Source organism: Bacillus sp. SKDU12, from assembly GCF_010093085.1.
GTDB classification, from domain to species: Bacteria; Bacillota; Bacilli; order Bacillales; family Bacillaceae; genus Bacillus; species Bacillus mexicanus.
Genome location: NZ_MSRC01000013.1, coordinates 1 through 16,957, shown reverse-complemented (window position 1 = coordinate 16,957; position 16,957 = coordinate 1). Strand labels below are relative to the sequence as shown.

Annotated in this window: 18 protein-coding genes, 2 tRNA genes, 1 rRNA gene and 3 pseudogenes; 9 read left to right on the top strand and 15 right to left on the bottom strand. The window is 40.5% G+C overall.

What is annotated here, in order from left to right:
* The 3 genes and pseudogenes from BTW01_RS18490 to BTW01_RS12070 all read left to right on the top strand — a co-directional run.
* Positions 1-945, top strand: a pseudogene (locus BTW01_RS18490) (hypothetical protein); the annotation flags it as partial.
* Positions 946-962: 17 nt separating this feature from the next.
* Positions 963-1,337 carry an immunity 22 family protein gene (locus BTW01_RS12075; protein ID WP_162103216.1) on the top strand — a complete coding sequence of 125 codons (375 nt, stop codon included), beginning with the start codon at positions 963-965 and terminating at the stop codon, positions 1,335-1,337.
* A 36-nt stretch (positions 1,338-1,373) separates the two neighbouring features.
* Positions 1,374-1,829: a DUF4274 domain-containing protein gene (locus tag BTW01_RS12070; protein ID WP_162103217.1), complete on the top strand. Its 456-nt coding sequence runs from the start codon at positions 1,374-1,376 to the stop codon at positions 1,827-1,829.
* A gap of 322 nt (positions 1,830-2,151) precedes the next feature.
* Here the strand turns inward: BTW01_RS12070 and BTW01_RS12065 are convergent.
* Positions 2,152-2,352 (bottom strand): annotated as a pseudogene (locus tag BTW01_RS12065) (helix-turn-helix domain-containing protein).
* A 226-nt stretch (positions 2,353-2,578) separates the two neighbouring features.
* Between BTW01_RS12065 and BTW01_RS18725 the strand changes: the two are divergent.
* The 3 genes and pseudogenes from BTW01_RS18725 to BTW01_RS18485 all read left to right on the top strand — a co-directional run.
* Positions 2,579-3,415: a hypothetical protein gene (locus BTW01_RS18725; protein ID WP_419724069.1), complete on the top strand. Its 837-nt coding sequence runs from the start codon at positions 2,579-2,581 to the stop codon at positions 3,413-3,415.
* A complete protein-coding gene (locus BTW01_RS12050) occupies positions 3,408-4,106 on the top strand; it encodes an SMI1/KNR4 family protein (RefSeq protein ID WP_162103215.1) in 699 nt (232 codons plus the stop codon). Before BTW01_RS18725 ends, BTW01_RS12050 begins: the two co-directional genes overlap by 8 nt.
* Before the next feature lie 766 nt (positions 4,107-4,872).
* Positions 4,873-5,099, top strand: a pseudogene (locus tag BTW01_RS18485) (tyrosine-type recombinase/integrase); the annotation flags it as partial.
* A gap of 89 nt (positions 5,100-5,188) precedes the next feature.
* On the opposite strand, the gene groL reads toward BTW01_RS18485, so the two are convergent.
* The gene (gene groL, locus BTW01_RS12045; protein ID WP_162103214.1) at positions 5,189-6,826 is read right to left on the bottom strand and encodes a chaperonin GroEL; all 1,638 of its coding nucleotides are present in this window, start codon (positions 6,824-6,826) and stop codon (positions 5,189-5,191) included.
* Between the two features lie 45 nt (positions 6,827-6,871).
* Positions 6,872-7,156: a co-chaperone GroES gene (groES, locus tag BTW01_RS12040; protein WP_003155970.1), complete on the bottom strand. Its 285-nt coding sequence runs from the start codon at positions 7,154-7,156 to the stop codon at positions 6,872-6,874.
* A gap of 238 nt (positions 7,157-7,394) precedes the next feature.
* On the opposite strand from groES, the gene BTW01_RS12035 reads away from it, so the two are divergent.
* Together BTW01_RS12035 and BTW01_RS12030 are read left to right on the top strand one after the other, a co-directional pair.
* The gene (locus BTW01_RS12035; RefSeq protein WP_162103213.1) at positions 7,395-8,129 is read left to right on the top strand and encodes a CPBP family intramembrane glutamic endopeptidase; all 735 of its coding nucleotides are present in this window, start codon (positions 7,395-7,397) and stop codon (positions 8,127-8,129) included.
* On the top strand, positions 8,126-8,317 hold the full coding sequence (locus BTW01_RS12030) for a YdiK family protein (protein WP_162103212.1): 192 nt from the start codon (positions 8,126-8,128) through the stop codon (positions 8,315-8,317). The genes BTW01_RS12035 and BTW01_RS12030 overlap by 4 nt, the downstream gene beginning before the upstream one ends.
* A gap of 34 nt (positions 8,318-8,351) precedes the next feature.
* Here the strand turns inward: BTW01_RS12030 and tatC are convergent, their stop codons facing one another.
* The 4 genes from tatC to moaC are packed head-to-tail and all read right to left on the bottom strand — an operon-like array spanning position 8,352 to position 10,477.
* The gene (gene tatC, locus BTW01_RS12025; protein ID WP_162103211.1) at positions 8,352-9,119 is read right to left on the bottom strand and encodes a twin-arginine translocase subunit TatC; all 768 of its coding nucleotides are present in this window, start codon (positions 9,117-9,119) and stop codon (positions 8,352-8,354) included.
* Positions 9,120-9,125: 6 nt separating this feature from the next.
* Complete coding sequence (gene tatAY / locus BTW01_RS12020) at positions 9,126-9,299, bottom strand: sec-independent protein translocase protein TatAY (protein WP_162103210.1); 174 nt, start codon at positions 9,297-9,299, stop codon at positions 9,126-9,128.
* A gap of 24 nt (positions 9,300-9,323) precedes the next feature.
* On the bottom strand, positions 9,324-9,968 hold the full coding sequence (locus BTW01_RS12015) for a redox-sensing transcriptional repressor Rex (protein WP_162103209.1): 645 nt from the start codon (positions 9,966-9,968) through the stop codon (positions 9,324-9,326).
* Entirely contained in the window at positions 9,965-10,477 is a 513-nt protein-coding gene (gene moaC, locus BTW01_RS12010) for a cyclic pyranopterin monophosphate synthase MoaC (protein ID WP_162103208.1), read from the bottom strand. Before moaC ends, BTW01_RS12015 begins: the two co-directional genes overlap by 4 nt.
* A gap of 124 nt (positions 10,478-10,601) precedes the next feature.
* Between moaC and BTW01_RS12005 the strand changes: the two genes are divergently transcribed.
* Positions 10,602-12,530 carry an ABC-F family ATP-binding cassette domain-containing protein gene (locus BTW01_RS12005; protein ID WP_162103207.1) on the top strand — a complete coding sequence of 643 codons (1,929 nt, stop codon included), beginning with the start codon at positions 10,602-10,604 and terminating at the stop codon, positions 12,528-12,530.
* A gap of 226 nt (positions 12,531-12,756) precedes the next feature.
* On the opposite strand, the gene tsaD is transcribed toward BTW01_RS12005, so the two are convergent.
* The 8 genes from tsaD to rrf all read right to left on the bottom strand — a co-directional run bounded on the left by tsaD (position 12,757) and on the right by rrf (position 16,923).
* On the bottom strand, positions 12,757-13,797 hold the full coding sequence (tsaD, locus tag BTW01_RS12000; protein WP_162103206.1) for a tRNA (adenosine(37)-N6)-threonylcarbamoyltransferase complex transferase subunit TsaD: 1,041 nt from the start codon (positions 13,795-13,797) through the stop codon (positions 12,757-12,759).
* A complete protein-coding gene (gene rimI / locus BTW01_RS11995) occupies positions 13,790-14,245 on the bottom strand; it encodes a ribosomal protein S18-alanine N-acetyltransferase (protein WP_162103205.1) in 456 nt (151 codons plus the stop codon). The genes tsaD and rimI overlap by 8 nt, the downstream gene beginning before the upstream one ends.
* A gap of 9 nt (positions 14,246-14,254) precedes the next feature.
* Positions 14,255-14,944 carry a tRNA (adenosine(37)-N6)-threonylcarbamoyltransferase complex dimerization subunit type 1 TsaB gene (tsaB, locus tag BTW01_RS11990; RefSeq protein ID WP_162103204.1) on the bottom strand — a complete coding sequence of 230 codons (690 nt, stop codon included), beginning with the start codon at positions 14,942-14,944 and terminating at the stop codon, positions 14,255-14,257.
* Entirely contained in the window at positions 14,925-15,401 is a 477-nt protein-coding gene (gene tsaE, locus BTW01_RS11985) for a tRNA (adenosine(37)-N6)-threonylcarbamoyltransferase complex ATPase subunit type 1 TsaE (protein WP_162103203.1), read from the bottom strand. Before tsaE ends, tsaB begins: the two co-directional genes overlap by 20 nt.
* A 14-nt stretch (positions 15,402-15,415) precedes the next feature.
* On the bottom strand, positions 15,416-16,393 hold the full coding sequence (gene thiL / locus BTW01_RS11980; protein ID WP_162103202.1) for a thiamine-phosphate kinase: 978 nt from the start codon (positions 16,391-16,393) through the stop codon (positions 15,416-15,418).
* Positions 16,394-16,569: 176 nt separating this feature from the next.
* Positions 16,570-16,646, bottom strand: a tRNA-Asp gene (locus tag BTW01_RS11975).
* 62 nt (positions 16,647-16,708) lie between these two features.
* Positions 16,709-16,785: transfer RNA gene (locus BTW01_RS11970), tRNA-Met, on the bottom strand.
* Between the two features lie 22 nt (positions 16,786-16,807).
* Positions 16,808-16,923 (bottom strand): 5S ribosomal RNA (gene rrf / locus BTW01_RS11965).
* Positions 16,924-16,957: the final 34 nt, after the last annotated feature.

The following is a 16,957-nucleotide window of genomic DNA, read 5'->3' as shown; positions in this document are numbered from 1 at the left end:
AAAGACTTGGCTGTGGGCGCATGGGAATATTCACAGCTTCCTACCGAACTGAAACTAACAAAAACAATTACAACCGTTTTGAGCGTCCCTTCTTATTCAAAAATCATCTGGACAAACCTCGCCGATTCATGGAATGATAAAATGGTAAATGGCGATGCATACGAAAAAGGGCATTATATCAGTTATGTGGTCGGAAATATCGTCGGTCCAAAAGGTGCGGGTGCCGCAGTGCAAACCACTTCCAAGCTTTCTAAAGTAGGTAAAGTGGTTGAAGGTGGAACAGCCGCTGCTCATGTGAACAAAGGGATAAATAAAGGCAAAGCTTATCTCCATTCTTTCGTTAAAAATAAGAATGATCTTGCACTTGTGGGGATTGCACAAGACATCGAGAATACGTATAACGCAAAAAATACTCCTCTATTAAAAAGTATGATTGAAGATAAAAAAGAGAGTGTTCTCAGAAGATCTGAACGTTCTAACAGTATGGGTATAGAAAATACTAAAGATATAACAAATTTAACTGTTGATGATATACCAACTGCAAAGAGCGGGAATTTTAACAAATTCTTCAATTCCCTTACAAGCAATGAACTAGACGAACTTTGGAAAGATAAAAAGATTAGAAAGAAAATTGAACGTCAACTTAGAGAACCTGGAGGTTTACATGAGTGGCACTTAGTTTCAAGGGCTCCTCAATTTAAGTATTGGGATATTGGTGCTGAAGAAATTAAAGATTTAAGAACAGCTATATCCGATGTCAAATTTGTCAATCCAAACGGTGTTCATGGAGGGTTAGGCTCAACTAAAGCACATAATGAATTGTTAGCAATAATAGATACTTCTAGCGACTATAATACATTTGTTAGACGACTTAATAATTGGGCTAATTATAGATTAGAGGGTGGAGTTTCGTCTTTACCACAAGGTCTAAGATTAAAAGATTAAAGTAGGAGGCTACTATAATGGAAAAACAAGGATGGGTTTCAATTTGGTTAGGGAATATTAACGATGAGGACTCAATAGGAGAGTATGTTGATTTATCGTATGATGAGGATGGCGAGTCTGTCCCATCCCAATTTTTTATCGATTTTAATATTGATATGGATGAAACAGATGAGGATACTATAGAAAAAGCGGTCTATAAGAATAGTAGTAATGATATTTCAGCATTATTAGATGGGTGTTCGTATGAAGAAATTGTCATCCCAAAAATCCAGAAAAGTATAAACCTAAAGAAATCATATAATGCAGTAATTTTAATATATAATTTTCAATATACAAATGAAATTAGTTCAACAGGTGCTTTTGATTTTATTGCTGCTACAAATTATGAGTAAGATAAATCTTAAAGGTATGGAGAATTGATTTAGTTGATGGTTAACTCAGAAATTACTTATCTGGTGGGGTTGCTTTATAATACAGATAAAAATATTTTAATCAGCCAGTTAAAAAAAGTAAATAATCCACTGATACTCCATTACTTTGCTGCCAATTATAATTGGAATAGTGGGTTTGAAGTACCAACAGTTATCTTAGATAATGAAGCTTGTGATTTTGGGACTGGTTTACTAATATTTCATTATGCAGATGGCCATCGTTTGTTAGAGAGTTCAGAAGAAATTTCAAGTTCTTCGTTAGAGGAATGGAAAGTTTTTTTGAGGAAGAATTATAATAAACTACTAAGCCTAGACTTTAAATCACAAGACATTTCCTTTGACCCAAAATTAACAAAAATTCAAAAGTATAAGTTAAAAAAGAATAACCCAGACCTTCCTGACGTTCTAATTAGCAAGTCTCCAGGCAAAGAGATTGATATACCTAAGATATAATGTAATTTATTTGAAACCTTGATTGGCAAAATGTCTTCCAAGGTTTCTTTTTTTGGGGGGCTACCTAGTGCCGAATAAACCACTTATTATTTTCAGAGTGGAGATAAGCCTTGTAAGCCCTATATAATGTTTTAACAAATTATAAAGTACGTACAACCCCTTTAAAACGTATGACCTATTTAATGTATTCTACCTCTTAAAAGTAATCACAAAATCATCAGTTACCACCATTTTCATCGTCAAATCTTTTACCTTCGTTTTTCCCCAGACTTTAAATTTTTTCGCAACTTTGACGTACATAGAACGATTACTAAAGTGAGGACTACTCCACCTCGATTAACTCCTGAATGTCGATGTCTAACACTTTGCATACCGTTTCTAATGTCGATAAATAACCCCTGTCTACGTTGTCTGAACAAAGATGGCTTATTGTATTTGGTCACAGACCTGTCATTCGTGCCAATTCACGCTGTGAAAGGTTACGTTCTTTAAGGATTTCCTTTAGCTTGATTGTAATAGGCATGGTACAATCAATGCCGGTAAGACAGTAATTAATATCGTCGACGGGGTTAATGATGTAATTAACGATGCGATTGACGATACGATATATGGCGTCAAAGACTTGGTTGTGGGCGCATGGGACTATTCTCAGCTCCCTATCGAACTAAAACTCACACAAACAATTACAACAGTTTTAAGCGTACCTTCTTATTCAAAAATCATCTGGACAAACCTTGTCGACTCATGGAATGATAAATGGTAATGCATACGAAAAAGGGCATTATATCAGTTATGTGGCAGGAAATATCGTTGGTACAAAAGGTGCGGGTTCCGCAGTGCAAACGACTACCAAGCTTTCTAAAGTAGGTAAAGTAGTTGAAGGTGGAACAGCCGCTGCTCATGTCAATAAAGGGATAAACAAAGGCAAATCTTATCTAAATTCTTTCGTTAAAAATAAGAATGATCTTGCACTTGTGGGGATTGCACAAGACATCGAGAATACGTATAACGCAAAAAATACTCCTCTATTAAAAAGTATGATTGAAGATAAAAAAGAGAGTGTTCTCAGAAGATCTGAACGTTCTAACAATAAGGGTACGGGTAAAAGCACGCAAGGTGCAAGATATGGTGAAAGGAAAATTTCTGACCAAACATATGGTAAATTAAGAAGAGCTTCTCCTTCTTCCAAGATACAAAAAGAAGTAAATAAAAATATAGATGATATAATTGGAACAGAAGACTTTGCTTTACCTGGCAAAATAATTGATAAGAAATTACATGCAGACCATATTGTTTCATTGGAGAAAATGGCTCGTATGGAAGGTTTTGAAACGTTAACTTATAAACAACAAAAGGAAGTAGCCAACTTTGTAGAGAATTTTATAGGACTTAGTGAAGCGGCAAATACCTCAAAAGGTCCGAAATCTTATGCAGATTGGTATATATACAAAAAAGAAAATATTCCTGTAAACGCTGAGTTTAGGAAGAAAATGATACTAAAAGAAAAAGAATTAGAAATTGAAATTCAAAAAATGATAGATGAGTTTAATAACATAAATAAAAAGGGAGGAGATCTAAATGGATAAATTGTCTTTTCTAAAACAATACAGAAAAAGCATCGAGTTTGTGTCTAAAGAAGACTTACTCAATATTGAAAAAAAGCATATTCCTGAAAAGTGGATGGAGGTACTTATTGAAACTAATAAGGCTGAAAGAAAAAATAAATTAATAGCTTTATGGAATAGTGTATGTGAAAAAGAATTAAGTAATACTATAATGTATTTACAGGAGAATCTCTTAGAATTCGAACTTATTATAGATAATGGACAATATGCTGTACTATACAGTGTTAAAAGTGAAAATGATGAAATTCTTTATTATGAAGGAGGATTACCGAACAAATCTCTTCATAAGTTAAAAATGAACCAAGTCTGGTCGAGTGTTCCTAAATCCATTAATAACTTTTATGAAGAGTTACACAACGGGTTTTATTATTTTCCAAGTCGTGCAATGGGCTTAATACCGTTAGAGCGAATAACTCATTTTAGTGAATATGAATGGGGAATTCTTGAGGATTTGGATGAGCCTTTAGGAATTAATATTGATACTACCTATGGATTTTTTGAGAATGGAATGGGTGGATATGTTGCTGTAGATTTAAACAATTGTCAGGAAAACTTAGCAACACTGTGGTTTACGAATGATCAGCCAGAATATAATGTTGATTTCTGGGATATTATTGATGAATGGATTGTAATAGGCTTACAGGATGATTAAAAAGATAAGTCAACAAATACACTGCTCTATTTAGCGATATAAGGCACTTGATTGTCAAAGGACAACAAGTGCTTTTTTGTGTATAACAGCTAATTAAATGAATTAAGAGGAGGGGCGTGAAAAAGAGACCCTGTATACCATCAAGGAGCACGTTTGTAAAACTTTAACTATCGAAAAAGGTACGAGAACCGAACGAGATGACATTTTATAAGGCAGGAATACTTTAAGATACTACAAAGCAATTAAACTAACGAGAATGACAAGGCTCGTGGCGATAAACAATGGCTAACCCAAAAGGTTGCAATAACGAAAACAAAATAAAAAATAAGGTTGTATTTTTCTTGAGAAGAGCCGTATAATACTCGCTATTCGCTAAAAAATGTTACATAAATTGTAATTTATGTAACAGGAGAGTGAAGAATTGAACGTTGTTGGGTATATTTCTTATAGATTGAAGGACAAGTAAATAAAAGTGAACAGGCTAGCGTACCATTGTGCACCAATTGGTCAACGCTCGAACTAAGGATACTGGCATTTTCATTGAAACCGAATAGGAGGATGAGCGCTATGAAACATTTGTACATAAGAGTAGATTTGCATAAATAGCACCATGTGGCTGTAATTATGGATTGTTGGCAGGAGAAAATAACGGAGATACAGGTGGAAAATAAGCCAGCTGCTTTCCCAGCTTTTCTACTGGATATTGATAATATGAAAGATACTGATCAATTCAAAGAGTGTACAAGAATATTAAAAGAGCCAATTTAGAACATCTATTAAGAAGCATGCAACTCCCCATATTTTCAGAGCACACACACATCAGCATGTTGACCGAAGCCCGGGTAGACATTACAACGATCATGAAAAGAGTTGGTCACGATGATATGAAAACCACAATGAGAATTTACACACACGTAACTGAAATTGAAAGAGGATGCTTCGCAAAAAGTCCAGGAGACTTTCGGAAACATCCTCAATATCGGGATTTCATGAAGAAATGTTATCAAAATGTTATTTTTTTGAGCATTTCAGATGAAATCAACGGTCAAACCCTTGTTATATCAAGGGTTTTCGCCGTTTGATTACATCATTCCACCCATACCGCCCATGCCGCCCATATCAGGCATACCAGCACCGCCGCCAGCGTTTTCTTCTGGCTTGTCAGCGACAACAGCTTCTGTTGTTAACAACATAGCCGCTACAGATGCAGCGTTTTGCAGTGCAGAGCGTGTTACTTTTGTTGGGTCAACGATACCTTTGTCGATCATGTTTACCCATTCGCCAGTTGCAGCGTTGAAGCCTACGCCGATTTTTTCGTTTTTGAGGCGCTCAACGATGACAGATCCTTCAAGACCTGCATTGTGTGCGATTTGGCGAATTGGCTCTTCAAGCGCGCGAAGCACGATGTTGATACCTGTTTGCGCATCGCCTTCAGCTTCAACTGCAGCGACTTTGTTATATACGTTGACAAGCGCTGTACCACCGCCGGATACGATGCCTTCTTCAACAGCTGCGCGAGTTGAGTTCAGGGCGTCTTCGATGCGAAGTTTACGCTCTTTCAGCTCAGTTTCAGTCGCAGCACCGACTTTGATGACAGCTACGCCGCCAGCAAGTTTCGCAAGACGCTCTTGTAATTTTTCTCTGTCGAACTCAGAAGTTGTTTCTTCCACTTGGGCGCGGATTTGAGTCACGCGGGCAGAAATTTTGTCTGTTTCGCCAGCGCCTTCCACGATTGTTGTGTTTTCTTTTGTAACGACAACTTTAGAAGCGCGTCCCAATTGTGTGATTTGAGTTGATTTCAGGTCAAGGCCAAGATCTTCTGTGATAACTTCTCCGCCAGTAAGGACAGCGATGTCTTCGAGCATTGCTTTACGACGGTCACCGAAGCCAGGAGCTTTAACAGCCACAGCGTTAAATGTGCCGCGGAGTTTGTTCACAACAAGTGTTGCAAGTGCTTCACCTTCAACGTCTTCTGCGATCAGAAGCAATGGCTTGCCTTGCTGAACAACCTGCTCAAGCACTGGAAGGATTTCTTGGATATTTGTAATTTTTTTGTCTGTGATTAGGATGTAAGGATTGTCAAGAACCGCTTCCATCTTATCAGAGTCAGTTACCATGTAAGGAGACGCATATCCGCGGTCGAATTGCATACCTTCCACAACTTCAAGCTCAGTTGTAAAGCCTTTAGACTCTTCGATTGTGATAACGCCGTCGTTTCCTACGCGCTCCATTGCTTCAGCGATAAGGCTTCCGACTTCCTCATCTGCAGCAGAAATCGCAGCAACCTGAGCGATAGACTCTTTGCCTTCAATCGGCTTAGAAATTTCTTTTAAGTTTTCGATTGCAACCGCTACAGCTTTTTCCATACCTTTACGAACGCCTACAGGATTAGCGCCTGCTGTTACGTTTTTAAGGCCTTCACGAATCATAGCTTGCGCAAGAACTGTCGCAGTTGTTGTACCGTCACCGGCAACGTCGTTTGTTTTGCTGGCTACTTCAGCAACAAGCTTAGCACCCATGTTTTCAAACGCGTCTTCAAGCTCGATTTCTTTTGCGATTGTTACACCGTCATTTGTGATTAACGGAGAACCGAATTTTTTCTCTAGAACCACATTGCGTCCTTTTGGTCCTAAAGTTACTTTTACAGCATCAGCAAGTGCATCGACCCCGCGTAGCATTGCGCGGCGAGCTTCTTCACTAAACTTAATATCTTTTGCCATGTTTACAGTACCTCCTCGAATTTTTAAATGTTTTTTATTTAAGAATTAGCCAATAACAGCTAAAATGTCGCTTTCACGTAAGATTAAGTATTCAGTACCTTCGTATTTCACTTCAGTACCTGCGTATTTTGAGAAGATAATGCGGTCGCCCTCTTTTACTTCTAAAGCAACGCGCTCTCCGCTTTCTAACACGCGACCTGAACCAGCTGCCACGATTTTGCCTTCTTGCGGTTTTTCTTTTGCAGAATCCGGTAACACAATTCCGCTGGCAGTTTTTTCTTCAGATTCTACGAGTTCAATGACAACGCGATCACCTAATGGCTTTAACAATGTAATAACCTCCTCAATAGTATGAATATGTAATTTTAGCACTCGACACTAAAGAGTGCTAACACAATTATTATAATAAAGAATCTTACTTCCAATTTCAAGTGATAAGATAAAAAAAATTTCACGCTTACATTATTCTTTTCAGATCCCTTATCCGTTAGCTTTTTCACCCCTTATCTGATTATGTTACAATAGCTGTAGATGAACGAAACCCACTTAACAAAGGAGTACATATCATTTGCGAAAACAATATTGGTTTATTATTTTGACATATGTCATTATGCAGTTTTCTTTCATAGTCGGAATTCCCTTGTTATTTAAACTCGGCTATGCCGGAGGAAAGCCTACAAATGAAAATCTCGTGCAAGCACAAGGATTATGGTCCGTTATCAGCTTTATCGCCTGTCTCATTGTCGTTCTGCTCATCCTGAGAACTGTACCGAAAGAAACATTGCGGAACGGCCGGAAAGACTCCGTCGGACTTTCTATTCTGTGGGCGATAGCCGGTTTATTCATTGCTCTCTTCTCTCAAATGATTGCAGGCTCTATTGAATATTATGTGTTTGGTATCGGAAGAGAATCAGAAAATACACAAGCTATTCTTGATGTCATTCAGGCAGTCCCATTCATGATGGTCGTTTCTTCAATTATCGGGCCTATATTGGAAGAAATCATCTTCAGAAAAATCATTTTCGGGGCGCTGTACGAGAAAACGAATTTCTTTTTTGCAGGACTACTCAGCTCGATTATTTTCGGAATTGTGCATGCTGATTTGAAGCACCTTCTTCTCTATACAGCAATGGGGTTTACCTTCGCTTTCTTGTATGCAAGAACAAAACGGATTTGGGTGCCGATTTTCGCCCATGTGATGATGAATACATTTGTCGTCATCACACAGCTTGAGCCTGTTCAAAAGTATCTTGAACAGCAGACCGCACAAATGCAATTGATTATTGGAGGATTATTTTTATGAGAAACCCGGTCGTTTGGGGAATGATCTATTTTGCCGTAGGGTGCATCTTTACTTATCTTGCCGCAAGCTCGCCAGGCAGCATGTGGTCATTTTACTCCATCCTTCTGATGGTATTCGCCGCTTACAACATCAGCATTTCTTTTAAGATGTTCGCTTTTTCATTTAAACTCAAAAAGAACCAGAAATAAAGAAAATCCATTTCTCACATGAGAAATGGATTTTTTATGATTGTCCAGAAGATACGTCCTGGTCGGCAGCAGTGCTTTTCTGTGCTTTTCGATAGGCGATCTTCGATATAAAAATGCTGATTTCATATAAAATCAAGAGCGGAACAGTGACCATCATATGAGACAAAAGCTCAGGAGGCGTAATCAGGGCAGCAATCACCAGCAGCGCAAAGTACGCGTACTTTCTGATTTTCGCTAAGAGCATCGGTGTCACAATGCCAAGCCTAGTCAAAAACATGAGGATAACCGGCATTTGGAACAGCAGTCCAAACGGGATCGTCAGCTGCAAAAGAAAATGAAAATATTCATTAATTCCAATCACCTGATTGACATTCAAGTCTTCAGAGATTCGCTTCATAAAATCAACAACAAAAGGAAATAAAATATAATAAGAAAAGGATAGTCCCGCTAAAAACAGCAATATAGAGATCGGAATGTAGCCGAGTGTTATTTTGCGCTCTTTCTCATAGAGGCCTGGGCTCACAAAAGCCCAAAGCTGGTAAAGAATAATCGGTGAAGTCAGGACAACCCCAATGATAAACGCGAATTGCATAAACACCACAAGCGGGTCTGTCAGATTAAACGCGTTAAGCGTAAGCTCCTTCGCTTCATCCGTTTTTTGCAGATAAACAATAATCGGCTTCGCTGCAAAAAATCCTGCGATAAAGAAAACGACAAATGCCAGCGCCACAACCAGCAGCCGTTTTCGAAGCTCAGCAATATGCTCCAGAAGCGACATTTGATTCACTTTCATACGTGTCATCCTACCTTACAGTTCTTCTTTCTTTTTTTCCTCTTCATCACTCGTTAACCCTTTCGTCGCATTTTTGAATTCACGAAGTGTGTCTCCCGCTGCTTTCCCCAATTCAGGCAGCTTTTTGGGACCGAAGATGATCAGAGCAACGATTGCGATAACAGCAAAGCTTCCAGGACCGATCGGCATATGTGGGCTCCTCCTTCCCTTTTACTAGATTTCCTCTAAAACTGAATAATGCTTCAAGAAATAAACCAGTGACTGAAGCTCTACAGCTAAATCTATATGATGAATTCGAATGTGTTCCGGCACATTCAAACGGGCCGGCGTAAAATTAAGGATGCCTTTGACTCCTAATGCGACCAATCTGTCTGTAATCGATTGAGCGGCAATGGCTGGCACTGTAAGAATGGCGACTGATTCATCTTTTACGTGTTGTTCAAGGTCATTTAGGTTAAAGACAGGCACACCGCCTACCTCACGTCCTATTTTGCTCTCATTGATATCAAAAGCCATAGAAATTTTTGTGTTATTATTTTTTGTGAAGTTATAGTGAAGAAATGCCGTGCCCAGATTCCCGACACCAATCAAAATGACGTTTGTCATCTCATCCTGATCAAGTGTTTTTCGGAAAAAAGACAGCAAATAATCCACATTATATCCATATCCTTTTTTGCCAAGAGCTCCAAAATAGGAAAAATCCCTGCGAATCGTAGCAGAATCAACCTTTACGGCATCACTCAGCTCAGCAGATGATACACGCTGTTTTCCTGACGCATGCAGATTCTTTAAAAAGCGATAGTAAAGCGGCAGCCGTTTTGCCGTCGCCTGCGGAATTTTTGATTGATCCTTATTCATTTTTGGTCCCCCACATTATACTCGGATAGTTCTCTTTTAAAGTCACCGTTTTTCCCGCCAGTCTTCTCCAGCAAGAAAGTAGGACCGATGACCATGCCTTTATCAAGGGCCTTGCACATATCGTAAACAGTAAGAGCACACACCGATGCAGAAGTGAGCGCTTCCATTTCCACACCTGTACTCCCTTTTGTTTTGACTTGTGCCTTTATATGAAGTATAACTCCAGTTTCATTTATTTTCCAGTCAAATGATATATCTACTCCGCTCAGTGAAAGCGGATGGCACATCGGAATGATATTGGACGTTTGCTTTGCGGCCATTATACCTGCCACCTGTGCGACAGCCAGTACATCTCCTTTGCCGATATCGTGACTTTTTATTTTCTCGTACACTTCATTCTTCATATGTACGCTTGAAACAGCCGCCGCAGTACGGACAGTCGAAGATTTTTCGCTGATGTCCACCATCTGGGCTCTGCCCTGTTCATTAAAATGAGAAAATCCATTCATATTCAAACTCTCCTTAAAAAGATCATACACTATTTCCTTCTCTAAGCCTTTTCGTACAATGTATTGTTTGCTGACTTCTGATTCATAAGCTACACTTAACTTATTATAGCAGAGGTGAAATAATATGATGATCTTACAAGTTAATCAGCTGTCCAAATCATTTGGTGCTGATACTATTTTAAACAATATAAAGCTGGAAGTCAGAAATCGTGATCGCATCGCCATTGTAGGAAGAAATGGCGCGGGGAAATCCACCCTCCTTAAAATTATCGCAGGTCAGCTTTCATATGAAAAGGGCGAAATTATTAAACCGAAAGATATGACAATGGGATACCTTGCCCAACATACGGGCTTGGATTCTAAGCTTACCATAAAAGAAGAACTGTTGACCGTTTTTGACCACTTAAAAGCAATGGAAAAGGAAATGCGTGTTATAGAAGAAAAAATGGCAGCAGCTGCTCCAGATGAATTGGAAAGCATCATGAAAACCTATGACCGGCTTCAGCAGGAATTCAAAGATCAAGGCGGCTATCAATATGAAGCGGATGTCAGATCAGTACTGCACGGTCTCGGCTTCAGCCATTTTGACGATTCAACACAGGTGCAAAGCCTGAGCGGAGGCCAGAAAACAAGGCTTGCTCTTGGTAAACTTCTGTTAACACAGCCTGATTTGCTCATTCTTGATGAGCCGACAAACCACCTTGATATTAATACGTTAACCTGGCTTGAGCATTATTTGCAAGGCTATTCAGGCGCCATTCTCATCGTTTCGCATGACCGCTACTTTTTAGACAAAGTGGTCAACCAAGTCTACGAGGTTTCAAGAGCCGATAGTAAAAAGTATCATGGCAACTATAGCGCTTATCTCGACCAAAAAGCTGCACAATATGAGAAAGATCTTAAAGTGTATGAAAAGCAGCAGGATGAAATCGCAAAGCTTCAGGACTTCGTAGACCGAAATCTGGCGAGAGCTTCTACCACAAAAAGAGCGCAAAGCCGCCGCAAGCAGCTCGAGCGAATGGAAGTCATGTCAAAGCCGCTCGGCGATGAAAAATCTGCAAGCTTTCATTTTGATATTACAAAGCAGAGCGGAAATGAAGTCTTGCGTGTTGAGGATCTCACAATCAGCTATGAAAACCAGCCGCCGCTGTTATCAGAAGTATCGTTTATGCTCACAAGAGGAGAAAGCGCAGCGCTCGTCGGCCCTAACGGAATCGGTAAATCGACATTGCTGAAAACATTAATGGACACCTTAAAGCCAGATCAAGGAACGATCTCCTATGGCTCGAATGTCAGTGTCGGCTACTATGATCAGGAGCAGGCTGAACTGACTTCCTCCAAACGTGTCCTTGATGAGCTGTGGGATGAGTACCCCGGTCTTCCGGAGAAAGAAATCCGAACTTGTCTTGGAAATTTCTTATTCTCTGGAGATGACGTGCTGAAACCGGTCCATTCACTGAGCGGGGGCGAAAAAGCAAGACTGGCGCTGGCTAAGCTAATGCTTCAAAAAGCCAATTTTCTCATCCTTGATGAACCGACAAACCATTTGGACTTAGATAGCAAAGAAGTTCTCGAAAACGCGCTGATTGACTATCCAGGCACACTGTTATTTGTCTCACATGACAGATATTTTATTAACAGAATCGCCACAAGGGTATTGGAGCTTTCATCAAACCATATAGAAGAGTATCTCGGAGATTACGATTATTATACAGAGAAAAAAACAGAGCAATTAGAATTAGAGAAAATGAAGCAGCAAGAGGAAACTGAAAAGACACCTGCTGCAGTGAAGTCTGACTCAAAACGCACCTACGAAGAAGAAAAAGAATGGAAAAAGAAAGAACGCCAACGCCTTCGTCGAATTGAAGAAATTGAAGCTGCAGTTCAAACTATTGAAGAAAACATCAGTCACAACGATGAATTGCTATGTGATCCGGAAGTCTACCAAGACCACGAAAAGGTACAAGCCATTCATGCAGACAACGAGAAGCTCAATCAAGAGCTGGAAACCCTTTTGTCCGAATGGGAAGAGCTATCCACAGAAGAAGCTTAAAAAAGTCAAGCACCTCTTTTTAGAGGTGCTTTTTTATCCACAGAAATTAACCTCATAAGCAAATGAAGTAAGCGATTATACACATTATCCACATAATATTCTGAATATATCCACTTTACTAACAGTGTCTTCAACCCTTTATTTTTCTATATCTCCATCAGCACGCCTATTTCTGTGGATAGATTGTGAATCAGCTTTTAATAAAAAAGAAAAAAGCCTCACGCCATTATATCGTGAGACTTTGATAGGAAGTCAATTCAAGGCCAGGCTGCCCATTCATATCATATGCACCGCGTATTCCTTTTTCAAAAGCAACTGTTCCAGCAGCAGCGATCATCGCGGCGTTATCCGTGCATAACGCTAATGGAGGAATGATGAGCGTCATCTCTTCATTCTGGGCAAATTCTTTTTCTAATGCAGCTCTAAGACCGCTATTTGCAGCCACTCCTCCAGCTAAAAGGACCTGTTTGACACCGTATTCCTTTGCAGCGCGCGCTGTTTTGGTCACCAAGACATCAATCACGCTATTTTGGAAACTGGCAGACAAATCTTCAGGAGCAATCTCCTGTCCTTTTTGAGACGCATTATGAAGCGTATTGATCACCGCAGACTTCAACCCGCTGAAGCTGAAATTGTAAGAGCCCTCTTCAAGCCAAGCCCGAGGAAGCGGAATATTGTCATCCCCTTTTTCAGCAAGCTTGTCAATTTGCGGTCCGCCCGGGTATGGCAGTCCCATCGTTCGCGCCACTTTGTCATAAGCTTCTCCTGCTGCATCATCAAGAGTTTCCCCAATGACTTCAAAAGATCCGTGTTCCTTCATATACACCAATTCCGTATGGCCCCCTGAAACAACCAATGCCAAAGCGGGAAACACGATCTCTTCTACCAGACGATTCGCGTATATATGACCGGCTATATGATGGACACCAACTAACGGAATATGATGGGCAAAACTTAAGGCTTTAGCAGCATTCACTCCGATCAGAAGCGCTCCCACTAGTCCCGGTCCTTCAGTTACTGCGATTGCATCAATATCACTATACGTCATGCCGGCTTTGCGAAAGGCTTCTTCTATGACCAAAGTGATTTGCTCAACATGATGCCTTGAAGCAATTTCCGGAACAACTCCTCCAAATCGCTTATGACTTTCAATTTGAGAGGCTACTACATTTGAAATGATTTCATTCCCATTTTTTACGATAGCTGCCGCTGTCTCATCACAGCTTGTTTCTATTCCTAATACATAAATCTCTTTTTGCTCACTCATTTATCGTCACCCACATAATTAACGCATCTTCCCCGTTATCAGTATAATAGTTCTTTCTTATTCCGCCGGGCTGCATTCCGAATTTCTTATATAAACCTTGAGCGGTATGATTGGAAACCCTCACTTCAAGCGAAAGCCGCCTTGCATCTTTTTCTTTGCACAATTCAACCGCTGAGCGAAAAAGTGCTTCTCCCAAAGACTGGCCGCGATATTCCGGTTTTATCGCTATATTTGTAATTTGAGCGTCATCCATCACAATCCAAATCCCGCAATAACCAACAACATGACCGTCCTTTTCAATCACAAGATAATGAGCATACGGATTTTCCAAAAGCTCATGATGAAATGAATCCTTCGTCCAAGGAGACGTAAAGGAGGAGGTTTCAATTTCGTATACGTGATCAATATCATCAAGCTGCATGTTTCTGACCGCTGCTTTTGTTTTCATCCTATCACCCTACTTTTGGCTTTCAATCCATTTCGCCTCAGCTTCTGCCAGACGCAAGTACTCCGGAACAAGTCTGTGAACATCTTCTGCTTTCTTTTCCGCCCCTAGAAAAGCCAATTCTGAAGGACGCGGATTATGCTGAGCTGCTGCTCCAATGATCCCTTTACTTCCAAGCACATCCTCTATCATTTGCTTGTGAATAGAAGTATCATGACCTATAAACAAAACAGGGCGATCCTTTTCATTTAGCAGCTCCAGCCATTCGGCCAGCATCACGTTCTGATCAGAAACTACTTGCTCTAAAAGCCCTTTTTTGTATTCATACAGGCCTGTGTACACCTGTCCCCGTCTTGCATCAAAGATAGGACTGATCAGACCGTCAAAATGCCGTCCATTTGCTGCGAGCGCCTCAAGACTTGAAACAGCAGTAATCGGAATGTTTAATGACCAGGCAAGCGTTTTAGCGAGCGTTACACCGATTCTTACTCCTGTGTATGAGCCGGGGCCTTTTGCAACGACAATTTTAGAAAGGTCCCGCGGTGTCATCTCACAATCATTCAGCAATGAATGAACAGCAGGCATCGCTCTTACAGAGTGGTTCTTTTTCAAATATGTAATATGTTCTGCTATGACAGTTTCTTCTCTAAGCAGCGCAATGCCCAACGCATAATTGGATGTATCAATTGCTAATATTGTCATGTCTACTTATCTCCTCACAAAGCATTTCATACCGATCCCCAACAGCAGTAAAGGTTATTTCCCGCTCATCATCCCCAGCTCTTTTGATGACTATTTGCAGTCGTTCCTGCGGAAGCTGTTCTTCAATTAAATGGGCCCACTCAACGAGACAGACACCTTGTCCGTGAAAATATTCATCAAGCCCAAGGTCTTCACTTTCATCTTCCATTCTATACACATCCATATGATAAAGCGGAAGTATGCCATCGTTATATTCTTTTATAATGGTAAAAGTCGGACTGTTCACAACACGTGTAATGCCGAGTCCTTCCGCAAAACCTTTTGTAAAAGTCGTTTTTCCGGCTCCTAAATCGCCCTCTAATGTCAGGACGTCTCCCGGTTTAGCAAACGTTGCCGCAAGTTTTGCTATCGCTTTTGTTTCTTCAGGATTTTCAGTTCTCCACTTTAATTGCTTCACACGAGTCACCCGTCTTATTTAAAATGATTATATCCTTTTTTCTCTAAGGTCATTGCTGTTTTATCTGTTTTTAGGATCACGTTTGAGTCTGTTTTTTCTCTGACATGGCCAATCTTCGTGATGGGCAGTTGCCGTGTTTCGCACTCCTGCTTCAACACTTCCCATTCCTCTTTTGAGACCGTGCCTGTCAATTCATAATCCTCGCCGCCAAACAAAGCCCATTCTTTCCAGCTCAAATGAAGCTTAAGCAAACTAGAATGGACTGGAAGCAGGCTTTCATCAATTTCAATTGAAACACCGCTGGCTTCTGCAATCTCATTTAGTTCGCTGGCCAATCCGTCACTGATATCATTTAAAGATGCCCGCTTAAAACTCGAGCATATTTTGCCGACACTTACTCTTGGCTGAGGCCGCTTATGCCTGTTGATAAAGTAATCCGTGTCAACAGCTGTATTTTGAAGTTTAGTCTTCTCTAATAATATAGATAGCCCTGCTGCAGAAGAACCGACTTCCCCTGTAACAAACACAATATCATTTGGTCTTGCCAAGCTGCGCAAACAGGCTCGTCCCTTTGCTACTTCACCGATCACAGTAACGGTTACGACTAATTTGTCAGAGGTAGAGACTGTGTCGCCGCCAATCAAATCCATCTGATATAGTTTCGCCAGTTCATTCATTCCTTCATACATTGCTTTGATTTCAGATTCCGTCCATTTTGGAGGTACCGCAAGTGATACCAAATAAAATTTAGGAATGCCTCCCATCGCGGCAATATCACTTATATTAACGGCTAATGCCTTATACCCTATATCTTCAGGTGAGGAATAGTGTAATGTAAAGTGCACATCTTCTACCATCGTATCAACACAAACAATTTCTTGAACGCCGTGTTTCGCAGTGTAGAGCGCTGCGTCATCACCTATCCCTACATCAACGGAAGAATGGTGAATGGTCCGCGGAGTAATGTTATGTATTAAATCAAATTCATCCATGAACCAAAACCACCTTTCCGGCTTATATTTATATGTGCTCTTCTTAGTGTATCGAATTTTGCTGGAATATCCAAGATGTTGTTGATATAAAGAAAGCTTGGCTATGACACCAAGCAGAAGATCAGTAAAAGAGAACACAAAAAAAAACGAAAACATGATCGTTTCGTTTACAATAATGGCGGTCCGGACGGGACTCGAACCCGCGACCTCCTGCGTGACAGGCAGGCATTCTAACCAACTGAACTACCGGACCATATTTGTATAAAATGATTTTGGCTGCGCCTTTCGGGCACTCCCTATTCCATTTTATATATTTGGTTGCGGGGGCAGGATTTGAACCTGCGACCTTCGGGTTATGAGCCCGACGAGCTACCGAACTGCTCCACCCCGCGATGATAATAAATTAAGTTAACAGCTTGGCGGCGTCCTACTCTCACAGGGGGAAACCCCCGACTACCATCGGCGCTGAAGAGCTTAACTTCCGTGTTCGGCATGGGAACGGGTGTGACCTCTTCGCTATCGCCACCAAACAAAATGAGAGATGTTCTCTCAAAACTAGATAAC

Bases quoted from the DNA above. Each gene is read 5' to 3' on its own strand.
- BTW01_RS12050 (WP_162103215.1), top strand. From the start codon at position 3,408: ATGGATAAATTGTCTTTTCTAAAACAATACAGAAAAAGCATCGAGTTT.
- BTW01_RS12075 (WP_162103216.1), top strand. From the start codon at position 963: ATGGAAAAACAAGGATGGGTTTCAATTTGGTTAGGGAATATTAACGAT.
- BTW01_RS12015 (WP_162103209.1), bottom strand. From the start codon at position 9,968: ATGAATAAGGATCAATCAAAAATTCCGCAGGCGACGGCAAAACGGCTG.
- BTW01_RS12005 (WP_162103207.1), top strand. From the start codon at position 10,602: ATGATGATCTTACAAGTTAATCAGCTGTCCAAATCATTTGGTGCTGAT.
- groL (WP_162103214.1), bottom strand. From the start codon at position 6,826: ATGGCAAAAGATATTAAGTTTAGTGAAGAAGCTCGCCGCGCAATGCTA.
- BTW01_RS12030 (WP_162103212.1), top strand. From the start codon at position 8,126: ATGAGAAACCCGGTCGTTTGGGGAATGATCTATTTTGCCGTAGGGTGC.
- BTW01_RS18725 (WP_419724069.1), top strand. From the start codon at position 2,579: ATGATAAATGGTAATGCATACGAAAAAGGGCATTATATCAGTTATGTG.
- moaC (WP_162103208.1), bottom strand. From the start codon at position 10,477: ATGAATGGATTTTCTCATTTTAATGAACAGGGCAGAGCCCAGATGGTG.
- tatC (WP_162103211.1), bottom strand. From the start codon at position 9,119: ATGACACGTATGAAAGTGAATCAAATGTCGCTTCTGGAGCATATTGCT.
- rimI (WP_162103205.1), bottom strand. From the start codon at position 14,245: ATGAAAACAAAAGCAGCGGTCAGAAACATGCAGCTTGATGATATTGAT.
- BTW01_RS12070 (WP_162103217.1), top strand. From the start codon at position 1,374: ATGGTTAACTCAGAAATTACTTATCTGGTGGGGTTGCTTTATAATACA.
- thiL (WP_162103202.1), bottom strand. From the start codon at position 16,393: ATGGATGAATTTGATTTAATACATAACATTACTCCGCGGACCATTCAC.
- tsaD (WP_162103206.1), bottom strand. From the start codon at position 13,797: ATGAGTGAGCAAAAAGAGATTTATGTATTAGGAATAGAAACAAGCTGT.
- tsaB (WP_162103204.1), bottom strand. From the start codon at position 14,944: ATGACAATATTAGCAATTGATACATCCAATTATGCGTTGGGCATTGCG.
- tatAY (WP_162103210.1), bottom strand. From the start codon at position 9,299: ATGCCGATCGGTCCTGGAAGCTTTGCTGTTATCGCAATCGTTGCTCTG.